A 26756-nucleotide genomic window follows, 5' to 3' on the forward strand; every position below is an offset into this window, starting at 1 on the left:
ACGGCCGGGCGGAGCCCGGCCGTCGGCGTCAGCTTGACGCGGCCGGCCGGGCCGCTTTTCTTTGTTCGCGACTGTCAGACCAGTGCTGTGTCTGCGCTCTGGTGGGGCAGGCGGTCGGCGGGCTGGGGGCGGCCGAGCAGGAAGCCTTGCAGGACGTCGCAGCCGTGGGCGGCCAGGGCCTGGCGCTGGGCTTCGGTCTCGACGCCTTCGGCCGTGACGTGCATGCCCAGGGCGTGGGCCATCGAGACGACCGAGCCGACGATGACGCCGACCTTGGCGTCGTCGGCCAGGCTGTGGGTGAACTCGCGATCGAGCTTGACGCGGTCCAGCGGGAAGCGCCACAGGTGCGCCAGGCTGGAATAGCCGGTGCCGAAGTCGTCCATCGCGATGCTCACGCCCAGGCCGCGCAGCTCGCGCAGCGCGCGCAGCACGGGCTCGGTGCGCGCCATCAGCAGCGACTCGGTGATCTCCAGCTCCAGCCGCTCGGGCGCCAGGCCCGAGTCGCGCAGCGCCTCGGCGACGACCTCGGCGATGCCGCCGTCGCGGCGGAACTGCGCCGGACTCAGGTTGACGGCCACCGACAGCGGTGCCGGCCAGCGTGCGGCTTCGCGGCAGGCCGCGCGCAGCACCCAGGCGCCGAGATCCTCGATCAGCCCGGTCTGCTCGGCCAGCGGAATGAAGCTCGCCGGCGGCACCCAGCCGCGCTCGGCGTGCGGCCAGCGCGCCAGCGCCTCGTAGCCGACGATGCGGCCGCTGGCGGCATCCATCAGCGGCTGGAAGTGCAGCACCAGCGCGTCGGCGGCGAGCGCGTCGCGCAGCTCGGCGCCCAGGCGTCGGCGGCGCTGCAGCTCGTCGTCCAGCCGCGCGTCGTAGAAGCGGAAGGTGCCGCGCCCGTCGGCCTTGGCGCGTGCCAGCGCCAGGTCGGCTTGCTGCAGCAGCCGGTCGGCCTCGCGGCTGTCGACGCCGTGCAGCGCGATGCCGATGCTCGCGCCGATCTCGCAGCGCCGGCCGCCGACGTCGTAGGGCTGGCGCAGCGCCTCGACGATGCGCTGGGCCAGCGTCGCCAGCGCCTCGGCGTCGCCGGTGTCGGCGAGCACCGCGAACTCGTCGCTGCCCAGGCGTGCGACGAGGTCGCCGCTGCGCACCGTGGCGCGCAGCCGTGCCGCCACCTGGCGCAGCAGCGAGTCGCCGGCACCGCGGCCCAGCCACTCGTTGAATTCGCGGAAGCGGTCCAGGTCCATGCACAGCACGGCGCTGTGGCCGGCGCGGCGGGCGGCGGCGCGGCGCAGCGCGGCGACGAAGCTCTCGCGGTTGAGCGCGCCGGTCAGCGGGTCGTGCTGGTCGAGGTAGTCGATGCGCGCGCGCGCGCTGCGTTCGGCGCGTGCGTAGGCGCGCCACAGCAGCAGGCCGGCCAGGCCCACGCCCAGCAGCCCGGCGAAGGTGGCGCTGGCGGCGCGCACGGCCGAGCGGGTCGTCACCGCGGCGCTCTCGTCGAGGTCGACGCGGACCTGGGCCACGCCCAGCAGCACGCCGTCGCCCTGCACCGGCAGCCAGACGTCGGCGTGCACGGCCGAGCGCGTGTCGGGCTGGCGCTGGAGCTCGACGACGTGGGTGCTGCGGCCGGTCACCAGGTCGAGCACACGGGCCCTGGCCAGCGCCGCCGGCGCCGCCGGCAGGCCCTCGGAGGCCAGCGTGACGCGGCCGTCGGGGGCGTGCAGGCGGAAGGCGTAGACGGCGGTCGTGCCGCGCAGGCCGGCCAGCGGCAGCAGCGCACGCGGCGCCGGCGCCGGCCCGAACAGGCTGGCCGGCTGCGGCACGACGCGGCCGACCTGCAGCGCCCAGCCGCGCGCGGTGCGCAGCGCCTCCTCCTCGAGGTGGCGTTCGGCGACCTCGTGCAGCCGCAGCGCCACGAGCACGATCGCCGCCAGGATCACCGCGCCCCAGATCACCAGGGCCCGGGCGAGCGAGAAGCGGACGCCGGCCGGGCGCTGCGGCGTCAGCATGCGGCGTAGCCGGACACGACACCCGCCGGTGCGCAGATGCGGGCCCGGCCCAGCGGCGACAGCGAGACCTGCAGCCGCTCGCCGCGCGAGGACTCGAACACCGCCGGCCGGGGCTGGGCCTGGGCCTCGCCGTCGGCTTCCAGCCGCGCCGGCGCGGCGTCCAGCAGCCGGATGCCGCGGTGGTCGGCGGCCCGCTCGGTCTTGAGCTGGCAGCCGCGCTCGCTGCCGCAGCCGCAGCCGCTGTCGGTGGCGATGGCCCAGCACCAGTCGGCGCCGGCGTGCACGTCCAGGTGCAGCGGCTGGCCGCGGCGCGCGGCCTCGAAACGGGCTTCGCCGAGGTCGGCGGCCAGCGTCTCGGCGGCCATGCGCAGGCGGGCGCGCTCGGCGGCGCTGCCGAAGGACGGCACGGCCAGCGAGGCGAGCAGCGCCACGATCGCCAGCGCGATCATCGCTTCGAGCAGCGTGAGGCCGAGGGCGGGGCGCTTCATCGGTTCCAGCAGCGGCGGGTCGGGCCCTGGCGGGCAAAGCCGCTGTCCACGGCCAGCGTCAGCGCCGGGCAGTCGTGATCTCCGGCCTGCGGGCCGCCGGCCACCGGCGTGGCGCTGGCGAGGTAGCGGCCGTCGGCCTCGCGCTCGAGCGCCAGCGCGTAGTGGCCGGCCTCGCTGACGCCGGGCAGGCGCAGCGCCGCGACGTCGTCGGCGTAACGGCCGTGGCGGTCGCGGTAGCCTTCCTGCGCGGCCTGCAGCCGCGTCAGCGCCTGCACCGCGTCGGCGCGGCGCGTCTTCACCAGGCTGCCCTGCCAGCTCGGCACCGCCAGGCCGGCGACGATGGCCGTCACGGCGCAGGCGGACATCACGTCGACGAGGCTGAAGCCGCGCGCGCGGCGGCCGGTGGCGGGCGGGTTCACAGCGACATCAGCCGGCGGCGGCGCTGCGAGAGGTCGATCCAGCGCTGCAGCAGGCGTTCGCCGCCGGCCGGCAGCGACAGCCATTCGCAGCCCAGGCGCAGGCCCTGGCCGTCGGCGGGCAGGGCGGTGACGTGGCGCAGCGACAGCTTGGTGACGAAGCGGGTCTCGAGATCGAGCTCGATCTGCACGCCGGCCAGCTCGATGCCCGGCGGCATCGGCGGGACGTCGTGCGGCAGCAGCAGCGCGCAGCCGCCGGCGCTGATGTCGATCAGGCGCAGCGCCAGCGACATCTCGGGGATGGCCGGATGGCGCAGCCGTGCGGTGGGCGCCTGACGGCCGTGCGGCCGCACGCGGTAGGCGCCGCGGCGCTGGAAGCGGTAGAGCGCGCGCGGCATCTGGGCCTGCAGCGCGCAGGCGCGCGGGCCGCGCACCAGCAGCAGGCCCTGCAGCTCGAACTGCAGCTTGACGCTGTCGAGATAGGCCACGGCCGTCGCCTCGTCGGCGTCGACCAGCGCCTGCAGCCCCGGCAGGCCTTCGTCGGCGCTGAACGACAGCCGCCCCGAGGCCGCGTCCACCGACCACAGCGTGGTCGTCAGCCCGATGCCGTCGGGCGCGTTCAGATGCACCGTGGCGCTGCTCTCGCAGATCTGGCGCAGCAGCGCCTGCAGCTCGCGCGGGTGATCGACGCGGAACTCGGCCCAGCGGTCGATCGTGCCGCCGGCGTCCAGGTCGGCGGGGCGGGTGTCCTCGAACATGGCCATGGCTCTTTCGTGAACGACGAACGCCGCCCGAGGGCGGCGTCGGCCGGACGGCTAGTGCAGGGTCTTCTGGCGCCCTGCCAGCGTGTCGTCGAGATCCTGCAGCCAGGGCTCGGCGAGGTGCCGGATCTCGGCGTCGTTGATCAGGATGCGCTGCATGATGCGCGACTTGGCCTTGGCCGCCTCGGCGTCCAGGCTGGCCTCGCGTGCGGCGTGCTTGAGCTGGCTGATCAGCAGCACGCAGGCGCCCTCGAGCTTGACGACCTCGTCCCAGTTGCCGGCCTTGGCCGCCGACAGCATGTCGGCGCTGGCCTGCTCGATGGCCTCGTAGTACTTCAGGAGGTCGGTGTTCATCGCGGGTCCTCGTGGTGGCGCCGGTTCAGCCTCGTCCGGGCTGGCCGCCGACCTTGTCGCCGATGGCGTTCCAGGCGTCCTGCAGCGGCTGCATCAGGCGCTGGCATTCGTCGAGCACGGCTTCGTCGTTGCGCAGGTTGGCGTGGGTCAGGCGCAGCTCGATGTAGCCGTACAGCGCGTGCAGATCCTTGGCCAGCTGGCCGCCGGACTCGAGGTCCAGGCAGGCGCGCAGGCCTTCGTCGACGATGGACAGCGCATGCTTGATCGCGCGGTTCTTGCGCTCGATCTCGCCGGCGCGCATCGCGCCGCGGGCCTGGGCGATCGCGTCCTGGAAACCCTGGTACAGCAGCGCGACGAGCTGGTGCGGCGAGGCCGTGCTGATCGCCGTCTCGGCGCCGACACGGTGGTAGGCGTGGGCGAACTGCTGCGGGCGGGCGAACGCGGAGGCGGAGGCGAACATGGTGGGGATGTGCGTCGATTCAGCGGAAAGTGATGGATTTATCGGCGTGGGCTGGCGGGACTTGAGCCGGAAACGGCGGTCCTGACCCGGCTTTTCCGGCGACCGCCGGCGCCGGCATCGCCCCCTGAAAGGACATCGGCCCCAGGCCCCGCGGTCGCGGGCGCCTGGGGCCGTGGCGCGGGTGCGGCGGCGGCGGCCGCTCAGCTGCTCGACTTGTTCAGCGCGGCGAGCTGCTGCGTGACGTAGCTCGACAGCCCCGACAGCGTCGTCATGCTGGTGTCCAGCGCCTGGTACTGGCGGCGCAGGCGCGCCTCGGCCAGGGCCAGCCGGACCTCGAACGCGTCCTGGCTCTTCTCGTTCTGCTTGATCTGCGACTGGATGCCGGAGGTGCGCGTCGTCAGCAGCCCCTCGCTGCCGAGCACCGCGTTGCCCAGGTCGCGGAAGCGGTCCATGAAACCGGAGCCGGCGGTGGTGTCGGCGTCCTCGGCGAAGACCTTGCGCAGTTCCTCGCGCTGGCTCGTCAGCGCGTTCTTCAGCTTGGTGCTGTCGACCGAGAGCTGGCCGTTGGCGCCCATCGAGATGCCGACGTCGGACAGGCGGCCGTAGACCGACGACGCGCTGCTGCCTTCGTTGATGACGTTGCGCAGCTGGGACTGCAGCGACACCGTCGTGCGGTCGCCCTGCAGCGTGCCGCCCTTCTTGGTGTCGGCGTCGTACTTGGTCTGCTCGGCGATGTAGCTGGCGAGCTGGTTGAAGGCCTTCACGAAGGTGTCGACGGCCTTGGTGACGGCCTCGTCGTCGGCGTTGACCTTCACCTCGACGGCGCTCGTCGTGGTCTTGTTCAGCGTCAGCGTCAGCCCTTCGGCGACGTTCTCGAGCTTGTTGCTCGCCGAGGTGACCTGGATGCCGTTGATCGTCGCCACGGCGTCGGCGGCGGTCTGGGTGCGCGTCATCGCGCTGGCGCCGACGGCGCTGAAGCCCAGCGTCGACAGGCCGGTCGTGGTGCTGCCGTCGTCGGCGGTCTCGGTCGCGGTGACGCGGAACGCGCTCTCGGCGCCGGTGCTCGCCGAGCGCAGCGCCAGACGCGCGCCCTGCGAGTCGGTGACGATGGTCGCGGTGACGCCGGCGCCGGCGGCGTTGATCTTGTCGCGGATCTTCTCGAGCGTGTTGTCCTCTTCGCCGATGGTCACCGTGACCTCGCTCTTGGCGGAGAAGCCGGTCGGCGTCGGTTCGCCGGTCCAGCTGCCGAGCTCGATCTTCAGCGTGCCGGTGCCGACGACGGTGTCCGACGCCGCGAAGCGCTGGCTCGCGACGGTCTGCGTGCTGGCGAGCTGCTGCACCCCGATGGCGTAGCTGCCGGCCACGGCCCCGCCGGCGGAGCTGACGCCGACGGCGGCGCTGTCGCTGCTCGTCGCCGCGGTCTGCTTCCACAGCAGCACCGACGACAGCGCGTTGGCCGCGTCGCGCATCTCCGAGGTGTAGCTCGTGAGCTTGCCGACCGCCGACAGCCGGGTGTTGAGCGTCGAGTTCGCCTGCTGCAGCAGGTTCAGCGGCCGCTTCTCGACCGACATCAGCTGCGTGACCACCGCCTCGACGTTGATGCCGCTGCCCAGGCCGGTGGAGGAAATGGTCGCCATGTCGATTCCTTGGAGTCTCGTCTCGCCTTCGGCGCGCACGCGCCGAACTTGAGCCTGCGCTGCGCCGTTTCGCGCAAGGCGTCACGCCGCGCCGTGGCTGACGGCCCCGGAGCGGCGTGGAAGGAGGGCTTGCCGGTGGTCCCGGCGAAGGGGGGGCGCGTCAGCGCTGCAGCAGGCTCAGCACCTGCTGGGGCAGCTGGTTGGCCTGCGCGACCATCGCGTTGCCGGCCTGCTGCAGGATCTGCGCGCGGCTCATGTTGGCCGTTTCGGCAGCGAAGTCGGCATCCATGATGCGGCTGCGCGCGGCCGACTGGTTCTCGACGCTGATCTGCAGGTTGGAGATCACGGCCTCGAAGCGGTTCTGGGTCGCACCCCACATCGCGCGTTCGTTGTTGACCGTGTTGAGCGCCTTGTCGATGTTGTCGATGACGGTCTTCAGGTCGGCGGCGCTGGTCAGCGCGCCGGAGGTGCCGATCACCGAGCTGGTGGTCGTCACCGCGCCGAGGTCGGCATTGGCGCTGAAGGCGGCGGCGATCCTGACGGTGACGACGTCGTCGTCGGTCGTGTTCGGGCCGACCTGGAACGACATGTCCGTGGTCTGGCCGAAGACCGGCTTCTCGTTGAAGGTGGTGCCGCCGAGCACACGCTTGACCTCGGTCTGCAGCTCGAAGAATTCCTTCTGCAGCGAGTCCTGGTCCTTGGCCGTGTTGGTCGAGTTGCGCGACTGCACGGCGAGTTCGCGCATGCGCTGCAGCGAGTCGCCGATCTTGGCCAGCGCACCTTCGGCCACCTGGGCGTAGGAGATGCCGTCGTTGGCGTTGCGGATCGCGACGTTCATGCCGCGCACCTGGGCGTTCATCCGTTCGGCGATCGCCAGGCCGGCCGCATCGTCCTTCGCGGAGTTCACGCGCAGACCCGACGACAGGCGCGCCATCGACGTCGCCAGCGAGCCCTGGGAGGCGCTGAGGCTGCGCTGGGCGTTCAGCGAGGCCAGGTTGGTGTTGATGGTCTGAGGCATGTGCGGCTCTCCTTCGATGGCTGCATTGTCCGGAGGGCCGCGGGCGGCAAAAGCGCGAAAAGGGCAGGAAAGACGCGCCAAAAGAAAAGCCGCGCCCGGGTGGGCGCGGCTTGCGGGGCGGTGTCCGGGGCGCGCCGCTTCGACGCGCGCCGGGCCCGGGCTGCGATCAGCGCAGCAGGCTCAGGACCTGCTGGGGCAGCTGGTTGGCCTGCGCGACCATCGCGTTGCCGGCCTGCTGCAGGATCTGCGCGCGGCTCATGTTGGCCGTCTCCGAGGCGAAGTCGGCATCCATGATGCGGCTGCGGGCGGCCGACTGGTTCTCGATGCTGACCTGCAGGTTCGAGATCACGGCCTCGAAGCGGTTCTGCGTCGCACCCCACATCGAGCGCTCGTTGTTGACCGTGTTGATCGCCTTGTCGATGTTGTCGATGACGGTCTTCAGGTCCGCGGCGCTCGTGACCGAGCCGCTGGTGCCGATGATGGCGGCGGTGGAGGTCACCGCGCCGATGTCGGCGTTGGCGCTGAAGGCGGCGGCCTGCTTGACCGTCACCACGTCGTCACCGCTGGTGTTGGCGCCGACCTGGAAGGTCAGGTCCGAGGTCTGGCCGAAGATCTTCTGCTCGTTGAAGGTGGTGCCGCCGAGCACGCGCTTGACTTCGTTCTGCAGCTCCAGGAATTCCTTCTGCAGGGAGTCCTGGTCCTTGGCCGTGTTGGTGGCGTTGCGCGACTGCACCGCCAGTTCACGCATGCGCTGCAGCGAGTCGCCGACCTTGGCCAGCGCGCCTTCGGCGGTCTGCGCCCAGGAGATGCCGTCGTTGGCGTTGCGCACGGCGACGTTCATGCCCTTGATCTGGGCGTTCATGCGCTCGGCGATGGCGAGGCCGGCGGCGTCGTCCTTCGCGGAGTTGACGCGCAGACCGGACGACAGCCGGGCCATCGAGGTGGCCAGCGACGACTGCGAGGTGGTCAGGTTGCGCTGCGCGTTCAGCGAGGCAATGTTGGTGTTGATGGTGGCAGGCATTGAGGGCTCCTAAGACTGTCGGCGACCCGGGCGCACGGCGGAAACTCTCCGCTCGCGCAAGCCGCCTCGGGCGTCACGTGTTGCACTGACCTCATCCGGCTCGCGCCTTCGAGGCCACCGCCCGACGCCAGTCCCCTTCTCGTGGCCTTCCTTGCGGGAGGCGTCGATCGGGCTTCTGGCCGGACCACGGATTCGTTGTCGGACCCGTTGGGGGTGTTATCGAAGCGCCGCGGAAAAACTTTAGCGAGTCGTTGCGAAACCCTTCGCCGCCGCCGCCGCCGGCGCCGCGCACTGCGAGTGCCGTCGCGGCCCGCGCCCTCGTGCGAGATGGCCCGGGAAGGCGGCGCTTATCCGTCGACGGTGCCCACGCGCGTCTGCCTACAGTGCAGCCGGGGTCGCGGTGTGCGCGGCCTGCCCGCGCTTGGAGTCCGACAGACCATGAAAAATGCCACAGCTGGTTCAGATCACCGTGCCCGCACGCACTGGCAGGCCGGTGCCGCCGCCGTGAAGGTCGGGCGCTGGCAGCGTGCGGCGGAGGAGTTCGAGCGCGCCGCCCGGCTGGCGCCCGGCGACGCGCTGTACTGGCTCAACCTGGGCCGCGCCCGGCTGCAGCTCGGCCAGAACGACGCCGCGATCCAGGCCTTCAACGCGGTCACGAAGAGCACCCGCGGCTACGACACCATCACCGCGCTGACCGCCGCCCAGTGCCTGTCCGCGCTGCACCGCTATGCCGATGCCGCGGCCTGCCTGGACGCGGCGCCGGCCGGTGTCGTGCGCGACCACGCCTATCACTCGACGCACGGCTACGCGCTGTTCCGCGCCGGGCGCCACCACGAGGCCATCGAGGCCTATTTCCGCGCGCTGTCGCTCAAGATGGATGCGGCGCTCGAGCACTACCGCATGGGCCTGGCGTTCAAGGCGCTGCGCATGCCGGAGCAGGCCGCGGAGTGCATGCGCACCGCCGCCGTGCTCGACGAAGGCGCGGTGCGCGCGCTGGCGCTGACGATCCTGACGCACGAGAGCGGCAACGCCTGCGAGTGGAGCCGCCGCGCCGAGGAGACCGCGCAGCTGCGCGAAGCGCTCAACCGCATCGGCCTGGACACGCCGCAGCTGCTGTCGGTGTTCCCGCTGCTGGCGCTGGACTGCAGCCCGCAGGAGCAGCTGCACGCCGCCCGCCTGTGCTCGGCCACCTACGCGCGCGGCGTTGCGCCGCTGCCGCGGCGGCGCGTGCGTACCGAGGGCCGCCTGCGCGTCGGCTACCTGACGGCCGACATCTGCTCGCACGCCACCGCCGTGCTGATGGCCGAGTTCTTCGAGCGCTGCGACCGCGAGCGCTTCGAGGTGCTGGTCTACTCCCACAGCCCGGACGACCAGTCGGCACTGCGCGCGCGCGTCATCGCGGCCTGCGACCGCTTCGTCGACGTCAACAGCATGACCGACCAGCAGATCGCCCAGCGCATGCACGCCGACGGCGTGGACATCGCGGTCGACCTCAAGGGCCACACCGCGGACACGCGCTACGCCGTCCTCGCGCACCGCCCGGCGCCGGTGCAGGTGGCCTTCCTGGGCTACCCCGGCACCACCGGGGCGGACTTCATCGACTACGTCATCGGCGACCCCGTCGTGACGCCGCTCGAGCACGCGCCGCACTTCAGCGAGAAGATCGCGCAGCTGCCGTGGTCCTACCAGCCCAACGACCGCAACCGCGTCCTGCCGCCGTGCCCGTCGCGCCGCGAGGAAGGGCTGCCCGAGGGCGCCACGGTGTTCTGCTGCTTCAACCAGAGCTACAAGCTCAACCCCGCGATGCTCGACCTGTGGGCGCGCATCCTGGCGCAGGTGCCCGACAGCGTGCTGTGGCTGCTGGAGTGGAACGGGCAGGCGCCGCGCAACCTGCTCGCCGAGCTGGCGGCGCGCGGCATCGCGCGCGAGCGCGTGGTCTTCGGCAAGCGCGTGTCGATCGAAGACCACCTCGCGCGGCTGCAGTGTGCCGACCTGTTCCTCGACACCTGGCCCTGCAACGCCCACACCACCGCCAGCGAGGCGCTGTGGGCCGGCGTGCCGGTGCTGACCGTGCCGGGGCAGACCTTCGCGTCGCGCGTGGCGGCGAGCCTGCTGCACGCCTGCGAGCTCGACGAGCTCGTCTGCGGCGACGGCGACGCCTACGTGGACCTGGCCGTCGGCCTGGCCCGCGACAGCTCGCGGCTGCAGGCGCTGCAGCGCCACCTGCGCGAGCGGCGGCTGACGCTGCCGCTGTTCGACACCGCGCGCTACGCCGCCGACTTCGACGCGCTGCTGCTGCGCATGGCCGAGCGCGAACGCCAGGGCCTGCCGCCGCAGGCGCTGCCCGCGACGGCCCCCGAGGGCCGGCGCTGAACGGCGCCGCGTGCCCGGCTTCGTCTTCCCCCGTCTGTCGACCTCCGAACGGCCCCCGATCCGGCCTGAAAGGCGCCCATGAGCCTGCCTCCCAAGATTCACCTGAGCATCTGCCAGCCGCTGGGCTACGTGCACTCGCTGGGCCTGCTCGATCCGGCGCGCTACTTCCGCTGGCAGTTCCGCCGCCTCGGCGCCGAGGTCAGCATCGCCAAGAACCGGCTGCGCCACGACGCGGTGAACTTCGTCTTCGGTGCGCACCTGGGCTTCGACGCCTCGCTGTGCCGCCGCCATGCCTGCGTGTTCGTCAACCTCGAGCAGCTCGGCGACCGCGGCGCCTCGGTGCGCCCGGAGTACCTGAAGCTGCTCGCCGCCAACGCCGTCGTCGACTACGACGCCGACAACGTCGCGGCCTACGCGCAGGTTCCCGACGAGGTGCCGGTGGTGCCGTTCTGGCACGCGCCCTATCTCGCGCCGGCGGTGCCGCTGCCGCTCGAGGAGCGGCCGATCGACCTGCTGTTCTTCGGCAGCATGAACGACCGCCGCAAGGCGATGATCGACCGCATCGAGGCCCTGGGCTGGACGGTGACGGTGTTCGACAGCGCGCTCTACGGCGAGGAGCGCGACCACTACATCCGCCAGGCCAAGGCGGTGCTGAACTGCCACTTCTACGACAGCGCCCGCTTCGAGCAGGTCCGCGTCGCCCACTGCCTGTCGCTGGGCACGCCGGTGATCTCCGAACGCACCCCGGACACCCGGCCCGACGAGGCCTTCGAGGACTGCGTGATCTGGCTGCAGGACGAGAACGAGCTCGTCCAGTTCTTCAGCGAGGACTTCGCGACGCCGGCCTACTACGACGTCACGCGCGCGGCGCTGCAGCGTTTCGAGGCGGCCGATCCGCTGGGCGCCTACGCCGCCGCGCTGGGTTTCGCCGAGGGTTTCGTCGGCACCCACCACGAGTGCCGCCCGGCCGAGCCCTGGGCGCCGGAGCGCATCCACATCGGCTCCGGCAAGGACTACCGGCCCGGCTGGCTCAACGTCGACGTGCTCGCGCGGGCCGAGCCCGACCTGCTGCTGGACCTGTCCGGCGCGCTGGAGCTGCCGCTGCATGCCGACTCGCCCACCGTCGGGCCGCTGGTGCTGGCCGCCGACAGCGTCGATCGCATCGACGCGAACAACGTGCTCGAGCACGTCGGCGACCTGCCGGCGCTGATGAGCAACTGCCTGCGCCTGCTGAAGGAGGGCGGCGAGTTCCACATCGAGGTGCCGCACGAGCGCGCCCTGACCGCCTGGCAGGACCCGACGCACGTGCGCGCGATGAACGAGAACTCGTGGATCTACTACACCGACTGGTTCTGGTATCTGGGCTGGGTCGACCACCGCTTCGAGGTCGCCGCGTCGAGCTGGCTGGACGCCAGGGTCCAGCCCTGCCAGCGCGAGCAGGCGGCGTTCATGCGCGTGGTGCTGCGCAAGATCCGGACGACGCCGCGCGAGCGCATGGTCGCGCTGACGATGGCCGCCGGGGTGCACCTGCCGGACGACGAGCCGGTCGCGCCCGCAGCGGCCGGCGAAGGCCCCGCGTCGTCGTGAGCCCCGCGGGGCGGCGCTCGCGCCGCCCCGGTCGCCGTGCCGGGCTCAGGCCGCCGCGTCGAGCTCGGTGCAGGCGCGGCGCAGCACGGCGATGACCTCGCGGGTCTGCGCCAGATCCTGCGTCGGCCCGATCGGCAGGCTCAGCACCTGCGCGTGCAGGGCCTCGGAACGCGGGAAGCGCCCGGCCGCCAGCCCCAGGTGGGCGTAGGCCGGCTGCAGGTGCGGCGCCACCGGGTAGTGGATCATCGTGCCGATGCCCGCAGCGGCCAGCCGCGCCGCCAGCGCGTCGCGCCGCGCATGGCGCACGACGAACAGATGCCAGACCGGCTCGGTCCCGGCCGCCGCGGCGGGCAGCTCCAGGCCGGGGAGTCCGCGCAGCCCGTCCAGGTAGCAGCCGGCGATCTCGCGGCGGTGCGCGTTGTCGCCGTCGAGCAGCGGCAGCTTGGCCCGCAGGAAGGCGGCCTGGAGCTCGTCGAGCCTCGAGTTGAAGCCGGCGACCTCGTTGTGGTACTTGAGCCGCGAGCCGTAGTTGCGCAGCGTGCGCAGCCGGTCCGCCAGCGCGTCGTCGTCGGTCGTCACGGCCCCGCCGTCGCCCAGCGCCCCGAGGTTCTTGCCGGGGTAGAAGCTGAACCCCGCGGCGTCGCCCAGCGTGCCGACCCGGCGGCCTTGCCGCCGCGCGCCGTGGGCCTGGGCCGCGTCCTCGAGCACCTTCAGTCCGTGCGCCTTCGCGATCGCCATGATCGGGTCCATGTCGGCGGGTTCGCCGTACAGGTGCACCGGGAGGATGGCGCGGGTCCGGGCGGTGATGGCCGGGCGCAGCAGCTCCGGGTCGAGGTTGTAGCCGCCGGCCGTCGGCTCGACGGGGACCGGCGTCGCGCCGGTGTGCGTCACGGCCAGCCAGGTCGCGATGTAGGTGTTGGCCGGCACGATCACCTCGTCGCCGGGGCCGATGCCCCAGGCGCGCAGCACCAGGATCAGCGCGTCCAGGCCGTTGCCGACGCCGACGCAGTGGCGCGCGCCGCACAGCGCGGCGAACTCCCGCTCGAAGGACTCGACTTCCTGCCCGAGCACGTACCAGCCCGAGTCCAGCACCCGGTCCAGCGCGTCGTGGAACGCCTGCCGCTGGCGCAGGTTGATCGTGCCGAGGTCGAGGAACTTGGTCATGACGTGCGCTGGCGCCGGACCGCGTCCAGGAACTGTTGGTAGTCGCGGTAGTAGTCGGCCTCGTTGTACGGCGTCGACGCCAGCACCAGGCAGACCGAACCGGGGTCGAAGTTGATCTCCGACGCCCAGATCATCGGCGGGATGTGCAGGCCGATCCAGGGCCGGTTGAGGTGGACCACCTGCTTGGACACGCCGTCGTCGAGCGAGACGTCGAAACTCCCGGACAGGCAGATCAGGAACTGGTGCAGCTCCTTGTGCGCGTGCGCCCCGCGGTCCTCGCCGGTGGGGATGTCGTAGAGGTAGAAGACACGCTTGATCTCGAACGGGACGTGGCTCTGGCCCTCGATGAAGGTCAGGTTGCCGCGCGGGTCCTGGACCTTCGGCAGCGAGATCAGCTTGCAGTCAGACAGAGGCATGGGTCCTCCCGGTGGGGCGACGACGGGGCGCTCAGCGGGCCGGGTCGGCCCGGCGGCTCTTCTTGTGGCGTGCGGTGTGGATCGGTTCGGTCGCGATCACCACCTTGGCCGGCACCTTGTAGGCCGCCAGCGCCGCCCGGCAGGCCTGGCGGATGCGGCTCTTCACGCCGTCCACCGGCTCCGGCTGCGCCAGCACCACCCGGGCCACGATCATCTGGCCCAGCAGCGGGTTGGCCTCGGCGAAGACGGCGACGTCGACGATGTTCGGCAGCGTCATGATGACCTCCTCGATCTCGGTCGGGTAGACCTTCTGTCCGCCGACGTTGATCAGGTCGGTCACGCGGCCGAGGATGCGGAAGTAGTCGCCGTCGACCTCGACCTTGTCCTGGGTGTTGAACCAGCCGTCGGCGTCGAAGTTCGACGCCGCGTTGAGGTAGCCGACCATCGAGTACTCGGACCGGATCCACAGGATGCCGTCGACGACCTTGGTCTCGAAGCCCTCGCCGCCGATGCGCATCCACAGCGAGCCGTCGCCGCGCGACTTGGACGCCAGCACGCCCACCTCGGAAAGGCCGTAGGTCTGCTGCAGCACGACGTTCGGCAGCGCGCGGGCCAGGCGGTCCAGCGTGGCCTGCGGCATGACCTCGGTGCCGTAGCTGATGCGCTGCAGCGACGACAGGTCGTAGGCCTCGTGCGCCCGGGCCGCCAGCAGCAGGTTCAGGAACGAGGGCGTGGTCGGCAGCAGCGTGACGCGGTACGTCTCGATCGCCGCGCAGACGCTGGCGACGCTGCGCTCGGCGACGCTGACCACCGTGCCCAGGCTCGAGGTGATGGCCAGGATGGTGTTGAAGCCGCCGAAGTGGTCGAACATCAGGAACGGCACGGCCACCACCGGCGAGCGCGGCTTCACGAACTTGCCCGCCACGCGGCCGAGGTCGTGCAGGATGCCCTTGGGCCGGCCGGTGGAGCCCGACGAGAAGAACACCAGGCCCGGTGCGCCACCGGCGATGAACTCGCGCATCGTCGTGTTGTCGACCTCGACCGGCGACCAGGTCAGCGTCGGCTCCACGGCGCCGGCGGCGAACTCGAAGATCCACTCGCAGCCCGAGACCGACAGCGCGGCCGACAGCTCGACGACCGACTCGCGCGTCAGCGGGATGACGACGTTGCCGTTGCGCGCCAGCGCCAGCAGCAGGGCGAAGGCCTCGGGCGTGTAGTCGCCGAGCACGACGACGCGCTGCCCGGCGTGCACGCCCTCGCGGGCCAGGCGCTGCTCGAACGCGGCCACCTGCCGCAGCAGCTCGCCGTAGCGCACCGAGCGGCCCTCGTGCACGAAGGCGAGCCCGTCGGGCGCGCCGGCGAAGCGCTCGAGCAGCCAGTCCAGCGTCACGGCCGGTCCTTCAGCTGCTCGAGCAGCACCAGCCGGATCAGCGGGTAGGAGGTGATGTTCGCCGCGTCCTCGTCGGGGATGCCGACGCCGAACTCCTCCTCGATCGCCAGCACCAGGTTCATGTGCTGGATGGAGTCCCACGTCGCCACGGTGTCCATGCTGGTGTCGTCGTCGATCGACTCCGCCGCGATGCCCAGCACGGCGGCCATCACGTTCTTCAGCGTGTCTTCGGTTGTCATGGGCAGACCTTGATCCAGTCGATGGGAGAGGGGTTGAAGCGGTCGAGCTCGGCGCGGTAGCGGCGTGTGCCGTCGTCCTCGCCGACCCGTGTCAGGCCGAGCCGGTCGTAGAAGTCGGCCACCTGGGCGTTCTTCGCGCTCGGGCGGTACTCGGCGGCGATGAAGCGGCAGCCGCGCCGCCGCGCGTCGTCGGCCAGCGCCGGCCAGATGCTGAACTCGATGCCGCGGCCGATGACGCGGCCGCTCATCAGGAAGGCCTCGATCCGGGCCGTCTCGGCCTCCCACGAGACCAGCACGACGCCGGTCAGGCCGGCGTTGCCGAAGCGGTCGCCGACCTCCAGCGCGTACACCGTCGACGCCGGGCTGTCGATGCGTTCGCGGACCTGCGCCGGCGACAGCCGCGGCGTGGTGAGGTTGAACTGGTTGGACTTGAGCGTCAGCTCGCTGATGCGGGCGACGCTGGCCACGTCGTCGCGCGAGATCCGCACCTGCAGGTCCAGCGAGGCGAGGTACTGCTCGTGCGTCTCGAAGTCCGCGCGCGCCGCCTCGGCCTGTTCGCGCTGCCGGTACTGCGCGGTCTTGGAGCGGCTCTCGGCGGTGACGCCGCCGGCCAGGAACAGCTCGCGCAGCTCGTCGAGCAGGCGCGGGTAGTCGGTCAGCGACTTGGGCACCTGCATCACCCGCAGCTCGGGCAGGGCGCTGCGCACCGCGCTGCACTCGAAGTCCGAGTCGTCGACGAACACCATGCTGTCCAGGCCGATGTTGAGCTCGCGCGCGATCGACTGCAGGTTGCTGACCTTGTCGGTCCAGTCGACGCGGCGCGCGGCGATGTGCTCGCGGCGCAGCACGGCGAACGGGTGGCGATCGAGCACCTCGTCGACGTCGGCCGCGTTGTTCTTGCTGCACAGGCACAGCAGCACGCCCTGCCGCTCGAGGGCGCGGAAGGTCTGCTGCGCCTGCCAGAACACGCGGCCGGGGTAGTGGTGCGGGTCGAGCCGGATGCCGTCGAGCTGGTCCTCGCCGACGATGCCGCCCCACAGCGTGTTGTCGCAGTCCAGCACCAGCGCCTTGTAGAAGTGGGCGTCGAAGCCGCGCGCCGCGGCGACGATGCGCCGCGCCAGCTCGTCGAGGAAGGGCGTGGCGAAGGGCGCCGTGCTGCGCAGGTAGAAGCGCATGTCGAAGGCGGCCGCGGTGCCGATGCGCTGGACGACGGCGCCGGCGTCGATGACGCGCACGTTCGCGAACGCCGCCGCCTCGTGGCGCAGCATGTCGTTGAACCGGTCGAGCACCCGTGCCACCGCGTCCGGCGCCCCGGTGTCGACGGCCGGCGTGCAGCGCACGAAGCTGCAGGCGTAGAGCCGCTTGAGCCTGCCGGCCTTCTCGAACACCAGCCGCAGGCGGGCGCGCAGGTCGGCCTCCCGGGCGTCGATGGCCTCGGGTTCCAGCAGCTCGATCTGGCGCTCGAAGGCGGGCAGCAGGTTGTCGAAGAACGGCAGCAGCACCATGTGCTCGACGCCGGCCTGCACGAAGCGCTCGACGTCGCCCAGGGCGTCGTCGTGGTGGCCGACCTGCAGCTCGGCCCGCGCGCCGGCGAGCAGCGCGTGCTTGCGCAGGAACAGCGCGAGCAGGTCGGCGCTGACGTTCGAGGAGATGCCGATGCGCGTGACGCGCCGGGCGGGCTCGAGCCTCTCCAGCCCGTCGACGGCGGCGATGGTTCGCGCCAGCGTCGTGCCGGGCGTGCGCAGCAGCTCGATGAAGGCCGCGGCGTCGCTCACGACATCACCATGCCGCCGTTGACGTCCAGGGTGTGCCCCGTGACGTGGCGGGCGTCGTCGGACACCAGATAGGCCACGGCCGCGGCGACGTCCTCCGGCACGGCCAGGCGGCGCAGCGGCGTCTGCCGCGCGATCATCAGCTGCTGCTTCTCGGCGATGTCGCCGATCAGGCCGGTCTCGGTCATGCCGGGGGCGACGCAGTTGACCGTCACGCCGCGCGGGCCGAGCTCGGCCGCCAGGTTGCGCGACAGCATCGCCAGCGCCGCCTTGGCCACCGCGTAGGCGGTCCAGTGCAGCGCCGGCGTGCCCTCGGTTACCTGCGAGGTGATGTTGACGATGCGGCCGGCGCCGTCGGCGGCCATGTCGGCGGCGCAGAGCTTGCTCAGCAGGAATGCACCCTTGACCTGCACGTCGAGGTGGTGCTGCAGGTCGGCCCAGTCGGTGTCGGCCAGCGCCTTGGCCTGGATGCGCGGCGAGGCGTTGTTGACCAGCACGCCGACCGTGCCGTAGTGGCGTCGCGCCTGCGCCAGCAGGTGCTCGACGCCGGCGGCGTCGGAGACGTCGGCCTGCACCGCCAGCGCCCGGCCGCCGGCGGCGACGATGTCGGCGGCGATCGCGTTCGCGCGCTCGCGGCTGCCCTGGTAGTTGATCACGACGGCGTGGCCGTCCTGCGCGAGGCGGCGGCAGATCGCCTCGCCGATGCCGCCAGCGCCGCCGGTCACCAGCGCGACGCGGCTCGGTTCGCCGCGCGGGCGCGCGGCCGCGGCGGCCGGGCGCTGCAGCAGCATCTTCACCTTGCCCTGGCCCTGCAGCACCGCCTGCCCGTGCTGGTTGACGATGCGCGTCTCCAGCTCCAGCAGGCGCTCGCGCTCGTGCTTCTTCAGCACCGTGCAGGTCACCGTCAGCTCGTCGCCCAGCCGCACCGGCAGCAGGAACTCCATCGCCTGGCTCACCCACAGCGCGCCGGGGCCGGGCAGCTTGGTGCCGATCACCGTCGAGATGAACGAGGCGCCGAGCATCCCGTGCACGACGATGTCCTTGAACGCCGTCTCGCGGGCGAACGCGCGGTCGACGTGCAGCGGGTTGTCGTCGCCGGTCAGCTCGACGAAGCGGCGGATGTCCTCTTCGGTGATGGTCTTGACCAGCTGCCGGCAGTCGCCGACCTTCAGCGTGTCGAAGTCGAGGAACGCGCTCATGACGCCGTCTCCAGGTGGCGGGGCAGCCAGCGCCAGAGGCTGGCCGCGAAGTTGAAGCCCGCGCCGACGCCGGCCAGCACCAGCAGGTCGTTCGGCTTCAGCAGGCCCTTGTGCACGGCCTCGCTGAGCGCGATCGCGATCGACGCCGAGCCGGTGTTCCCGATCTCCTGCACGTTGGTGTAGGTGCGCTCCAGTCCGGCGCCCATCTTGCGCACGATGTACTCGATCAGGCGCAGGTTGGCCTGGTGGAAGACGAAGAAGTCGACGTCCCGGGGGCTCTTGCCGGCCTTGTCGCAGGCGCTGCGGATCACCGTCGGCAGGTGCGTGATCGCCTGCTTCCAGGTCGCCAGGCCGTTCATCTCCATCGCGTCGACCGAGGGGTCGCGCTCGCGGCCGAGCGACGGGAAGCTCGAGCCGCCGCCGCGCAGGCGCACCGACTCGTAGTTGGAGCTGTCGGTGAAGAACGCCGAGGACAGGATGCCGTGCGCGGCGTCGCAGCGGCCGAGCACGACGGCGCCGGCGCCGTCGCTCAGGTAGATCGCGGTGTTGACGTCGCCGCGGTCGACGTAGCGCGAGCACAGCTCGACGCCGACGACCAGCGCGTGGCGCACCGACGGGTCGCGGAACATGCGGTCGGAGGCCGCCGTGAGCCCGGACACGACGCCGCTGCAGTTGGCCTGCAGGTCGTAGACCTGGGCCCCCTTGGCGCCCAGATCCTGGTGCAGCTTGGCCGACAGCGGCGGGAAGAGGTAGTCGCCCGAGAAGGTGCAGGCGATGATGATGTCCACCTCCGATGCGTCGATGCCGGCCATCGCCAGCGCGCGCCGCGCGGCCTGGCCGGCGAAGGCGCTGGCCGTGTCGCCCGGGGCCGCCAGATGGCGGCGCACGATGCCGGTCTTCTCGACGATCCACTCGGGGCTGACGTCCAGGCCGCGGCAGAGCTCCTCGTTGCTCTCCACGTGGTCCGCAAGGTGGTGGCCGACGCCGATGATGGCGACGCCGCCGGGCGTGCTGGTGCTCGTGTTCATGATGAGGATGCGGGCGTGCAGGGCGCGGGCTCCAGGAAGCCCCGCAGCGCGTCGTTGTGGTCGCGGATCCAGCCGAGCGTGGCCGACTCCCCGTGGCCGGGCAGGATCAGCGTGTCGTCGTCAAAGCCGTCCAGGATCGACCGGACGGACCGGCGCAGCTGCGTGGCGTCCTCGCCCGGCAGGCCGGCCAGGCCGACGCCGCGCGCGTACAGGGTGTCGCCGGTGAACAGTGCCTTGCCGATCTCGATCGCGCAGCTGCCGGGAGTGTGGCCGGGCACCGGGTGCCAGCGCACGGCCAGCCCGCCGATGTCCAGCGCCGGCGTGCCGTCGTCCACCCGCTCGGGGCGTGGCTGGCGCACGCGCGCCGGGATCCTGAACGCCATCAGCAGGAAGTTCGACGCGCCGAGCGTGCGCAGGTCGCGCTCGTGCAGGTAGACCGGGCAGCCGTGGCGCTCCTGGAAGTGGGCGGCCGAGCCGGCGTGGTCGAAGTGGCCGTGGGTGCAGACCACGGCGCGTGGTGTCAGCGCCAGCGCGGACAGCGCCTGCTCGATGCGCTCTGCGTCCAGGCCGGGATCGACCAGGATGCACTCGCCCGGCACGTCGGTGGCGTGCAGGTAGCAGTTGGACGGGAAGACCCCGTTGGCCAGGGTCCAGACACGGCCGGCCGAGCCCGCCACCGCGACGGCGATGCTCACCTCAGTGCACCCCGCCGAGATAGAGCGTCTGCGCGGTGACGTAGCCGCTGCGCTCGGATGCGAAGAAATCGACGACGTTGGCGATGTCCTCGAAGCTCGCGTAGCGCGGCAGCGGCAGGCGCGCCACCACGGCGTCGATCTTGTCGCGCGGCAGCTGGCGCAGCATGTCGCTCTCGATCGCCGTGATGCCCAGCGTGTTGCAGGTGACGTTGAAGGCCGCCAACTCCCGGGCGAGCACGTTGGACAGCGTCGTCAGCCCGGCCTTGCAGGCCGCGTAGACCGAGTCGCCCTCGGGCTCCAGGGCGACGGCCATCGAGCTGATGTTGATGATGCGCCCCCACTTGGTCTTGCGCATCATCTTCGCCGCCTCGCGGGCCACCATGAACGGTGCGAGCAGGTTCAGCTCGACCATCGAGCGGGCGGCCGAGGCCGGCATCACGAGCGCGTACTGCGAGGTCAGCACGGCGGCGTTGTTGATCACGATGTCGATCGCCGTGCCCGAGCGGCGCAGCGCGGCGAACAGCTGCTGCACCGCGTCCGTGTCGGCGATGTCGGCCTGGCGGTGCTGATAGCGCTCGTGCCCGCAGGTGGCGGCCCCCCGGGACACGCCGACGACCTTCGCGCCTTCGTCCAGGAAGTGGCGCGTCAGCAGCGCGCCGACGCCGCGGCTGCTGCCGGTGACGAGCACGGTGCGGCCCTCGTATTTGCCTGCGCTCATCGCCCGATCAACCCCGCGACAGCTGTCCGACGATGTAGTCGGCCAGCGTCGTCACGCTGGAGAACGGCGAGACCGGCTGGCTCATCGCGGTGTCGTCGGTCAGGCTGACCGTGCGGCCGAGCTCGTCGGCCACCGCCGTCTCGACGTCGACGATGACCGACACCAGCGACAGCGAGTCGAGCGAGGCGTCGGCGCCGAACAGGCGCGTGTCCGGGGCCAGCGCGACGCGCTTGTCCGCGGCCAGCTCCTCGTTCAGGCTGCGCAGGGCTCGGTAGATGAGTTCGATGACTTCGGCTTGGCTGGCCATGGTTCACTCCGGAGAGACGGACGGTGCAAGAGGCAGCCGGGCGGCTGCGATGAGCGATTCGAGCCTGGGGCGCGTGACCTCGCGGTACTCGTTTTCGAGCAGGCCGAAGACCACCGCGTCCTGCAGCCGGCCGTCGATGAACAGGTGCTGGCGCAGGCGCCCCTCCTGGACCATGCCCAGGTAGGTCTGCCACTTGATCATGCGCCGGTTCTCCGACACGACGGTGCCCCAGACGCGGCGCAGCCGCAGCCGATCGAAGGCCAGCTCGTAGAGCAGCTTCATGGCCTCGGCGGCGGCCGGCAGCCCGGCGGCGGCCTGTTCGTCGCCGATCAGGAAGCGGCCCGGCTCGCCGACCCGGTTCACCGGGTCGATGCCGCTGAGCGAGAGCATGCCGATCGGCACCTGCTGCTTGGTCTGGATGACGAAGTTGTACTCCGACGCCGGGCGGCTGGCGATCCAGCGGCGCTGTTCGTCGACGGTCGTCGCGCCGCGATGCAGCAGGGCCGCGCGTTCGCCCTGGCGCCAGGCCAGGGTGAGCGCGGCGTCCTCGGGCCGCAGCGGGCGCAGGTCGACGAACTCGCCGTGCAGGGTGCAGTGTTCCTCGTTGGACGTCATGGTCGGGGTTCAGCAGACGACGAAGGCGGCGGCCGCCGGCACCGGCGCACCCGCCGAGGCGGGGGCGTGGGCGGTGGCGACGAAGGACTGCTCCAGCACGAAGCCCGCCGCGTGGAGATGCGCCAGGACCTCCTCGCCGCTGCGGTAGAGGTAGATGTGGTCGGCGTGCGCGGCGTTGAGCGCGGCGGTGATGAAGGCCTTGCCGCCCGGGGCGAGGCCGGCGCGCAGCGCGCGCAGGAACTCGACGGGGCGCTCCAGGTGTTCCAGCACCTCGACGCAGACCAGCCAGGGCACGGGATCGAGGCCGCCGTCGAGCACGTCGTGCTGGTGCATCGTGTAGCGCTGATCCAGACCGGCGGCCGCCAGGTGGCGCTCGGCGAAGCGGCAAGACGACGGGCTGATGTCGTAGCCGGCGCCGGTGGCCCGGGCCACGCGCGACAGGAGGCGGCGCGAGTAGAGCGCCGTGCCGACGCCGACCTCCGCGAAGCGCGGCTGCGCGCCGAGCGCCATCGGCGCCACGAAGGCCGTGTCGAAGAAGCGCAGCTGCCGATAGTGGTGCGGCCAGAGGAAGTGCGACAGCAGCAGGCCCGGCAGGTACTCCTGCATCATGTGCGCGTCGTTGAGGTAGACCTCGTCGGCGGCCTGCGCGTAGGACTTGACGGGATACGCGCCGCTGGCCTCGAAGGCCTTCTGCCGGCGCATCGAGTCCATCGCGAACGCGACGTAGCCCTTGACGGCCGCCTGCAGCGCCTCGTCGTCGGCGCAGAAGGTCTCGAGCACCGACTCGAAGTCGGCGGCCCACTCGGCGCCGAAGCCGTCCATCGCGCGGCCGACGAGCGTGCGCGAGAGCCTGTACTTCTGGTCGAACAGCGCCTGCAGGCGTGTCAGCCAGGGCAGGGGGGCGGGATCTTGCGTGGAGCCTGGTTGCATCGTTTGCTCTCTTTTGTGCCGGCGGCGGCCCCGATGCCGGCGCATCGGGGCGCCCGGTCTCAGCCGCCGAAGATGCGGCGCACGGCGGCCTCGAACACCGGGCGAGAGTAGCTCTCCTCGTAGTGCGCGCGAGCCGCGCGGCTCAGTTCGGCGTGTCCGTCGACGGCGCGGCCGATGGCCTGCTGCAGCTCGGGCAGCGTCGCCCAGCCGAGCGTCGGGCTGGCGTAGACGCTGGTGTTGCCGAGCACGGCGTGGCCGTCGTGCGCGTCGTGGAACACGACCGGGTAGCCGCAGCCCTGGGCCTCGATCGCCGCCCGGCCGCCGCCCGTCGGCGCGGAGCCGAGGTAGACGGCGGCGTCGCCGAGATCGCGCAGCGTCTGCCAGAGCGAAGGCACGAGCCCCAGCGGCACGAAGCGCGCCGGGTCGAGCCCGTGCTGCCGCAGCTGCGCCCGCACCGCCGCGATCCAGGCGTCGTCGAGCGGCCCGATGTGGAAGAAGCTCCCCCGCACCGCCTGCAGCGCGGCGCAGACCAGGGCCTGCAGCGCCAGCGGCCCGTCGCGCCGGAACTTGGCCGGGTGGCCCGAGGTGACGACCGAGCAGTCCGGGCCGACGACGGCGGCGAAGCGCCGCATCCCCAGGTCTTCCACGAACAGCGGCAGCAGCTCGGCCTCGACGCCGAGGTGGCTGCTGCAGTGCTGCTGCATCGCGCCGGAGCAGTCGACGTGGCGCAGGCCGGGCAGGGTGTGGCCCAGCCCCGCGTTGTGGTCGCCGTGGTGCACGAGCACCTGCCGCGGGCCGCCGGCGCGCGGCGCGGCGACGAAGGGCAGCGGGTCCTGGTGGTGGGCGAAGTGGCCGATCGCCGCCGGCCGCATCGCCTCGATCAGGCGCTGCAGGTTCTGCACCTTCTGCAGCGGCGTGCCGGGCGGCAGCACGACGAAGGGGGCCGGCGCGAACTGGCGCTCCAGCCGCGCGGTGGCGTCCGGGTCCTGCGCGGTGCGCTCGAACAGGTCGGTGACGACGACGAGCGGGTGGTCGACGACCCGGGCCACGTCGGCCAGCACGCGCGAGTGGCCGCCGAGCTCGTACAGCTCGGTCGCGATCAGCAGCGTGCCGCGGCGCGGGCCGGGCGGCAGCGCGCGTGCGTGGCGCGCCGCCAGGGTCTCCAGGTGACGGTCCAGCTGCGGGACGTACAGCGGGCCGGCGGCGTACTCGGGGCGGGTGTAGGTCCGGTGCACGCCGGCGATGATCTGGGCCAGCGCGGCGTCGTCCTCGCCGCGCGCGAGCAGCTCGTGGACCTTGCGGTCGACGCCGTCGAGCATCAGGTTCGCGCCCTCGGCGCGCGCGTCCGGGGTCTCGTCGGCCGGCGGGGGCGGTGCGCTGTCGGCGGCGCCGCAGAACGCCGCGTCGATCGTCCCGCACAGCGTCGGGATCGGCCCGAAGCCGGCGTGCTTGGCGCGCAGCACCCGTGCCGAGGCCTTGAACTCCTCGGGCAGCCGGTAGTCGTTGAGCGAGTTGTGGAACAGCGGCAGCCGCACGATGCGCGGGAACACGCGGTGGGTGCAGACCGCCGTCAGGCACAGGTCGGTGGCCCACAGGTGCCAGCCCAGCGCCGGGTCGATGGTGTGCACCGAGTCGCGCGCGACCACGATCGCCAGCTCGTCGATCGACAGCGCGCGCTCGCCCTCGGGGTGGTCGAAGCGGTGCTGGCGGTCGATCACGAAGCCGGCCGGCCGAGTGCCGTCGGCGCTGTCGTTGACGGCGATGCCGGCGAAGCCGAGCAGCGTGGTCCGGCGCTCGGCCGGCGGGATCGCGTCGAGCACGGCGCCCAGCCGGGCGCCGAAGCCGCTCGGGAAGTAGACGTCCTGGTGGCACAGCAGCACCCAGTCGGCGTCGGCGCAGCGGGCGGCGGAGGCCGCGAGTGCCGCGGCCGGCGAGGCCGCACCTTCGCAGGTGACGACCTCGGCGTCGACCTCGCGCAGGCCCGGAGACTGCAGCACGTTGAGCTGCAGCTGGCGCGGCCGCGTGACCGGCACGACGACGGCGAAACGCGCCCGGCCGGCGCGCACCGGCTGGCCGTCGAAGCGGCGCTCGGCTTTCACCAGCAGCTCGCGCTGGCCGAGGTTGCGCAGCGCGGTGAGCGGCGGCATGCGCAGGCTGGCGGCCAGCGCCGCCACCGCCTCGGCAAGGGCGCCCGACGGCGGCTCGTCGCGCGTGGCGTCGAGCAGTTCGGGCATCCAGCCCTCGTCCATCAGGCGCCGGTACAGCGCGGCGTACGACCAGCCGCCGCCGTGGTGCGGCCCGGCCGCCCGTTCGTCGTCGAGGTCGGCGCTAAGCGTGCGTTCGAGCTGCGACCAGTGCGCCGCGTTGGGCGCGAGCACGAACAGCTGCGCGCCCGGCGCCGCATGGCGCGCCAGGCCGGCCAGCAGGCCGGTGCAGGCCGCCGGCTGTGCCGGCAGCGCGAGCACGACGAGGTCCGCCGCGCAGGCCGGCGCCGACACGATCTCCGCGGCGTCCAGGCGCTGCCAGCGGCCGTCGGGATGGCGGGCCTGCCAGGCCTCGGCCAGCCGGGTGTCGACGTCGACCAGCAGCAGGCGGCTGCCGGCGGGCAGCCGGGCCGCGCACAGGCCGAGCGCCTCCGCGGACGGCGCGTGCGGCACCGGCCCGGCAGGGGGCTGCACCACGGGCCTCGTGGACACCAGCGGCTCGCGAGAGGAGGAACGGTCGGATTGCATGGTGCGATGTTGCCGGCAGTTCGGCGCCACGAATGCGTCGAGCAGCGGGGTGATCCGGGTTCAGTTGCACGCCGCGGCGGCGGGCCGGACCGGACGCCACGCCGTCGGCTTGTAGGAATTTGCCTGACACGACCCATGGAAAAACCGGGACTCAAGCGACGGAAGTAGCCCGATGTTGCCGCCCATCTCCGATCCATACAGTTCGTATCACACCCGTCGCACCCCGACACACAGGAGCCCCGAGATGAACGCCGACCAGATCCTTGCCGAAATCCGCGAAGCCAACCTCTCGTACCTGATGCTGGCCCAGAGCCTCATCCGCACCGACCGCGAGCAGGCCCTGTACCGCCTGGGCGTCAGCGAGGAGACCGCGACGCTGATCGCCACGCTGACCCCGGCGCAGATGATGAAGATCGCCGGCGGCAACACGCTGCTGTGCCGCTTCCGCATGGACGACGACATCGTCTGGAGCCTGCTCACCAGCCACGGCAAGAGCTCGGCCAACGACGGCGTCTCGCGCCTGCACGCCTCCATCCTGATGGCCGGGCGCCATCAAGAAGCCGCATAACGAGCCCCCAAGCTCCCTCCCGGTCGCTGCCCCCCAGGGGGGGCGCCTGGCGACGGACCGGCGGAGCCGGATCCGCGCCAGTAGCTTGATGAAGACAACGGAGAAACGACCATGGCCCGCAACAAGAGCATCCTGACCGAAGCCAAGCAGATCGAGCGCGCGGTCACGCTGATCAACCTCGGCGCGCGGCTGCAGGTGCTGGAAAGCGAGACCGACCTGAGCTACGAGCGCCTGCTGCGCCTGTACAAGGAGGTCTCCGGCAAGAGCCCCAGCAAGGGCCAGCTGCCGTTCTCCACCGACTGGTTCATGACCTGGCAGCCGAACATCCATTCGAGCCTGTTCCTGAACATCCACGAGTACCTGAACAAGGTCTCGGTCCTCGACGAGATCGACGTCGTCATCAAGGCCTACCAGCTGTACCTGGAGCAGATGCAGGCCCAGGGCCTGGAGCCGCTGCTGTCGGTGACGCGCGCCTGGCGCCTGGTGAAGTTCGTCGACAACGGCATGCTGACGATGACCGCCTGCAGCAAGTGCGGCGGCCACTACGTCACCCACCCGCACGAGATCGCGCGCCACTACGTCTGCGGCCTGTGCAACCCGCCGGCGCGCGCCGGCAAGGGCAAGGCCGGCGGCCTGCAGCTCGCCGGCTGCCACGGCGAAGGCGAACTGGCGCACTGAAGCATTCCGTCACGCCGGCGCCGCTCGAGCCGGCGCGCCGGCGGCCGATACAGCTTTCAACCGGCTTCATTGCGTTGTCTCCTCCTGGCACAGGCTCCTGTGCATTCGGCGGCGGATCCCGGCAGGGTCCGCCGCTTTTCTTTTCTGGGCCGGCATTGCCCCGTTTCTCCGGCGCTTGCCGCCACGC

The 26756-nt window shown here is 71.9% G+C and carries 26 protein-coding genes; 4 read left to right on the plus strand and 22 right to left on the minus strand.

The features are described 5' to 3' along the window. Positions 1–74: 74 nt before the first annotated feature. The 9 genes from LOC65_RS05260 to LOC65_RS05300 form a co-directional block, all read right to left on the minus strand. Positions 75–2003 (minus strand): bifunctional diguanylate cyclase/phosphodiesterase, encoded by a 1929-nt coding sequence (locus LOC65_RS05260; protein ID WP_230246857.1) that lies wholly within the window; start codon positions 2001–2003, stop codon positions 75–77. Further along, positions 1997–2491, minus strand: a complete 495-nt coding sequence (locus LOC65_RS05265; protein ID WP_009857941.1) for a GspH/FimT family pseudopilin — start codon at positions 2489–2491, stop codon at positions 1997–1999. The genes LOC65_RS05260 and LOC65_RS05265 overlap by 7 nt, the downstream gene beginning before the upstream one ends. Further along, positions 2488–2910, minus strand: a complete 423-nt coding sequence (locus LOC65_RS05270) for a type IV pilin protein (protein ID WP_164964242.1) — start codon at positions 2908–2910, stop codon at positions 2488–2490. Before LOC65_RS05270 ends, LOC65_RS05265 begins: the two co-directional genes overlap by 4 nt. Beyond that, positions 2907–3671, minus strand: coding sequence for a flagellar brake protein (locus tag LOC65_RS05275; RefSeq protein WP_009857943.1), 765 nt, complete (start codon positions 3669–3671; stop codon positions 2907–2909). The genes LOC65_RS05270 and LOC65_RS05275 overlap by 4 nt, the downstream gene beginning before the upstream one ends. A 51-nt stretch (positions 3672–3722) precedes the next feature. Further along, complete coding sequence (locus LOC65_RS05280) at positions 3723–4022, minus strand: flagellar protein FliT (protein ID WP_009857944.1); 300 nt, start codon at positions 4020–4022, stop codon at positions 3723–3725. A 25-nt stretch (positions 4023–4047) separates the two neighbouring features. Then, on the minus strand, positions 4048–4482 hold the full coding sequence (gene fliS / locus LOC65_RS05285; RefSeq protein WP_009857945.1) for a flagellar export chaperone FliS: 435 nt from the start codon (positions 4480–4482) through the stop codon (positions 4048–4050). 200 nt (positions 4483–4682) lie between these two features. Continuing rightward, positions 4683–6119 carry a flagellar filament capping protein FliD gene (gene fliD, locus LOC65_RS05290; RefSeq protein WP_009857946.1) on the minus strand — a complete coding sequence of 479 codons (1437 nt, stop codon included), beginning with the start codon at positions 6117–6119 and terminating at the stop codon, positions 4683–4685. A 160-nt stretch (positions 6120–6279) separates the two neighbouring features. After that, entirely contained in the window at positions 6280–7137 is an 858-nt protein-coding gene (locus tag LOC65_RS05295; RefSeq protein ID WP_009857947.1) for a flagellin, read from the minus strand. A 166-nt stretch (positions 7138–7303) separates the two neighbouring features. Then, positions 7304–8158: a flagellin gene (locus LOC65_RS05300; RefSeq protein ID WP_009857948.1), complete on the minus strand. Its 855-nt coding sequence runs from the start codon at positions 8156–8158 to the stop codon at positions 7304–7306. Between the two features lie 438 nt (positions 8159–8596). Between LOC65_RS05300 and LOC65_RS05305 the strand changes: the two genes are divergently transcribed. Both LOC65_RS05305 and LOC65_RS05310 read left to right on the plus strand, forming a co-directional pair. Beyond that, entirely contained in the window at positions 8597–10531 is a 1935-nt protein-coding gene (locus tag LOC65_RS05305) for a glycosyltransferase family 41 protein (RefSeq protein ID WP_230246858.1), read from the plus strand. Between the two features lie 78 nt (positions 10532–10609). After that, positions 10610–12118: a hypothetical protein gene (locus LOC65_RS05310; RefSeq protein WP_009857950.1), complete on the plus strand. Its 1509-nt coding sequence runs from the start codon at positions 10610–10612 to the stop codon at positions 12116–12118. Positions 12119–12163: 45 nt separating this feature from the next. Here LOC65_RS05310 and LOC65_RS05315 read toward each other — a convergent pair whose 3' ends face one another. Genes LOC65_RS05315 through LOC65_RS05375 form a run of 13 tightly spaced genes read right to left on the minus strand, consistent with a single transcriptional unit; the run spans position 12164 to position 25287 of the window. Further along, a complete protein-coding gene (locus tag LOC65_RS05315) occupies positions 12164–13282 on the minus strand; it encodes a DegT/DnrJ/EryC1/StrS aminotransferase family protein (RefSeq protein WP_230246859.1) in 1119 nt (372 codons plus the stop codon). Next, the gene (locus LOC65_RS05320) at positions 13279–13698 is read right to left on the minus strand and encodes an FdtA/QdtA family cupin domain-containing protein (RefSeq protein WP_009857952.1); all 420 of its coding nucleotides are present in this window, start codon (positions 13696–13698) and stop codon (positions 13279–13281) included. Before LOC65_RS05320 ends, LOC65_RS05315 begins: the two co-directional genes overlap by 4 nt. A 31-nt stretch (positions 13699–13729) precedes the next feature. Further along, positions 13730–15088 carry a fatty acid--CoA ligase family protein gene (locus LOC65_RS05325; protein WP_009857953.1) on the minus strand — a complete coding sequence of 453 codons (1359 nt, stop codon included), beginning with the start codon at positions 15086–15088 and terminating at the stop codon, positions 13730–13732. Continuing rightward, the gene (locus LOC65_RS05330; protein WP_009857954.1) at positions 15085–15327 is read right to left on the minus strand and encodes an acyl carrier protein; all 243 of its coding nucleotides are present in this window, start codon (positions 15325–15327) and stop codon (positions 15085–15087) included. The genes LOC65_RS05325 and LOC65_RS05330 overlap by 4 nt, the downstream gene beginning before the upstream one ends. Beyond that, a complete protein-coding gene (locus LOC65_RS05335) occupies positions 15324–17102 on the minus strand; it encodes an HAD family hydrolase (RefSeq protein ID WP_230246860.1) in 1779 nt (592 codons plus the stop codon). The genes LOC65_RS05330 and LOC65_RS05335 overlap by 4 nt, the downstream gene beginning before the upstream one ends. Next, the gene (locus LOC65_RS05340; protein WP_230246861.1) at positions 17099–18298 is read right to left on the minus strand and encodes an SDR family oxidoreductase; all 1200 of its coding nucleotides are present in this window, start codon (positions 18296–18298) and stop codon (positions 17099–17101) included. Before LOC65_RS05340 ends, LOC65_RS05335 begins: the two co-directional genes overlap by 4 nt. Next, positions 18295–19326 (minus strand): 3-oxoacyl-ACP synthase III family protein, encoded by a 1032-nt coding sequence (locus tag LOC65_RS05345; RefSeq protein ID WP_009857957.1) that lies wholly within the window; start codon positions 19324–19326, stop codon positions 18295–18297. The genes LOC65_RS05340 and LOC65_RS05345 overlap by 4 nt, the downstream gene beginning before the upstream one ends. Continuing rightward, positions 19323–20021, minus strand: a complete 699-nt coding sequence (locus LOC65_RS05350) for an MBL fold metallo-hydrolase (protein WP_009857958.1) — start codon at positions 20019–20021, stop codon at positions 19323–19325. Before LOC65_RS05350 ends, LOC65_RS05345 begins: the two co-directional genes overlap by 4 nt. 1 nt (position 20022) lies before the next feature. Beyond that, on the minus strand, positions 20023–20739 hold the full coding sequence (locus LOC65_RS05355) for an SDR family NAD(P)-dependent oxidoreductase (protein ID WP_009857959.1): 717 nt from the start codon (positions 20737–20739) through the stop codon (positions 20023–20025). A gap of 7 nt (positions 20740–20746) precedes the next feature. Beyond that, positions 20747–21046, minus strand: coding sequence for a hypothetical protein (locus LOC65_RS05360; protein WP_009857960.1), 300 nt, complete (start codon positions 21044–21046; stop codon positions 20747–20749). A gap of 3 nt (positions 21047–21049) precedes the next feature. After that, on the minus strand, positions 21050–21661 hold the full coding sequence (locus LOC65_RS05365; protein WP_009857961.1) for a GNAT family N-acetyltransferase: 612 nt from the start codon (positions 21659–21661) through the stop codon (positions 21050–21052). A gap of 9 nt (positions 21662–21670) precedes the next feature. Next, a complete protein-coding gene (locus LOC65_RS05370) occupies positions 21671–22591 on the minus strand; it encodes a bifunctional 2-polyprenyl-6-hydroxyphenol methylase/3-demethylubiquinol 3-O-methyltransferase UbiG (RefSeq protein ID WP_164964251.1) in 921 nt (306 codons plus the stop codon). 59 nt (positions 22592–22650) lie between these two features. After that, complete coding sequence (locus LOC65_RS05375) at positions 22651–25287, minus strand: hypothetical protein (protein ID WP_230246862.1); 2637 nt, start codon at positions 25285–25287, stop codon at positions 22651–22653. A gap of 280 nt (positions 25288–25567) precedes the next feature. On the opposite strand from LOC65_RS05375, the gene flhD reads away from it, so the two are divergent. Beyond that, positions 25568–25891, plus strand: a complete 324-nt coding sequence (flhD, locus tag LOC65_RS05380; RefSeq protein ID WP_009857964.1) for a flagellar transcriptional regulator FlhD — start codon at positions 25568–25570, stop codon at positions 25889–25891. 111 nt (positions 25892–26002) lie between these two features. After that, positions 26003–26569 carry a flagellar transcriptional regulator FlhC gene (flhC, locus tag LOC65_RS05385; RefSeq protein ID WP_009857965.1) on the plus strand — a complete coding sequence of 189 codons (567 nt, stop codon included), beginning with the start codon at positions 26003–26005 and terminating at the stop codon, positions 26567–26569. The last annotated feature ends 187 nt before the right edge of the window (positions 26570–26756 follow it).

The organism is Rubrivivax sp. JA1055 (assembly GCF_020966565.1).
In the GTDB taxonomy this organism is placed as follows: Bacteria; Pseudomonadota; Gammaproteobacteria; order Burkholderiales; family Burkholderiaceae_C; genus Rubrivivax; species Rubrivivax benzoatilyticus.

Excerpts from the sequence above, each read along its gene's own strand:
- LOC65_RS05305 (WP_230246858.1), top strand. The coding sequence starts at position 8,597 with ATGAAAAATGCCACAGCTGGTTCAGATCACCGTGCCCGCACGCACTGG.
- LOC65_RS05315 (WP_230246859.1), bottom strand. The coding sequence starts at position 13,282 with ATGACCAAGTTCCTCGACCTCGGCACGATCAACCTGCGCCAGCGGCAG.
- LOC65_RS05370 (WP_164964251.1), bottom strand. The coding sequence starts at position 22,591 with ATGCAACCAGGCTCCACGCAAGATCCCGCCCCCCTGCCCTGGCTGACA.
- LOC65_RS05300 (WP_009857948.1), bottom strand. The coding sequence starts at position 8,158 with ATGCCTGCCACCATCAACACCAACATTGCCTCGCTGAACGCGCAGCGC.
- LOC65_RS05280 (WP_009857944.1), bottom strand. The coding sequence starts at position 4,022 with ATGAACACCGACCTCCTGAAGTACTACGAGGCCATCGAGCAGGCCAGC.
- LOC65_RS05275 (WP_009857943.1), bottom strand. The coding sequence starts at position 3,671 with ATGGCCATGTTCGAGGACACCCGCCCCGCCGACCTGGACGCCGGCGGC.
- fliS (WP_009857945.1), bottom strand. The coding sequence starts at position 4,482 with ATGTTCGCCTCCGCCTCCGCGTTCGCCCGCCCGCAGCAGTTCGCCCAC.
- LOC65_RS05345 (WP_009857957.1), bottom strand. The coding sequence starts at position 19,326 with ATGAACACGAGCACCAGCACGCCCGGCGGCGTCGCCATCATCGGCGTC.
- flhC (WP_009857965.1), top strand. The coding sequence starts at position 26,003 with ATGGCCCGCAACAAGAGCATCCTGACCGAAGCCAAGCAGATCGAGCGC.
- LOC65_RS05340 (WP_230246861.1), bottom strand. The coding sequence starts at position 18,298 with ATGAGCGCGTTCCTCGACTTCGACACGCTGAAGGTCGGCGACTGCCGG.
- LOC65_RS05330 (WP_009857954.1), bottom strand. The coding sequence starts at position 15,327 with ATGACAACCGAAGACACGCTGAAGAACGTGATGGCCGCCGTGCTGGGC.
- LOC65_RS05310 (WP_009857950.1), top strand. The coding sequence starts at position 10,610 with ATGAGCCTGCCTCCCAAGATTCACCTGAGCATCTGCCAGCCGCTGGGC.
- LOC65_RS05360 (WP_009857960.1), bottom strand. The coding sequence starts at position 21,046 with ATGGCCAGCCAAGCCGAAGTCATCGAACTCATCTACCGAGCCCTGCGC.
- LOC65_RS05365 (WP_009857961.1), bottom strand. The coding sequence starts at position 21,661 with ATGACGTCCAACGAGGAACACTGCACCCTGCACGGCGAGTTCGTCGAC.
- LOC65_RS05355 (WP_009857959.1), bottom strand. The coding sequence starts at position 20,739 with ATGAGCGCAGGCAAATACGAGGGCCGCACCGTGCTCGTCACCGGCAGC.
- LOC65_RS05260 (WP_230246857.1), bottom strand. The coding sequence starts at position 2,003 with ATGCTGACGCCGCAGCGCCCGGCCGGCGTCCGCTTCTCGCTCGCCCGG.
- LOC65_RS05295 (WP_009857947.1), bottom strand. The coding sequence starts at position 7,137 with ATGCCTCAGACCATCAACACCAACCTGGCCTCGCTGAACGCCCAGCGC.
- fliD (WP_009857946.1), bottom strand. The coding sequence starts at position 6,119 with ATGGCGACCATTTCCTCCACCGGCCTGGGCAGCGGCATCAACGTCGAG.
- LOC65_RS05265 (WP_009857941.1), bottom strand. The coding sequence starts at position 2,491 with ATGAAGCGCCCCGCCCTCGGCCTCACGCTGCTCGAAGCGATGATCGCG.
- LOC65_RS05320 (WP_009857952.1), bottom strand. The coding sequence starts at position 13,698 with ATGCCTCTGTCTGACTGCAAGCTGATCTCGCTGCCGAAGGTCCAGGAC.
- flhD (WP_009857964.1), top strand. The coding sequence starts at position 25,568 with ATGAACGCCGACCAGATCCTTGCCGAAATCCGCGAAGCCAACCTCTCG.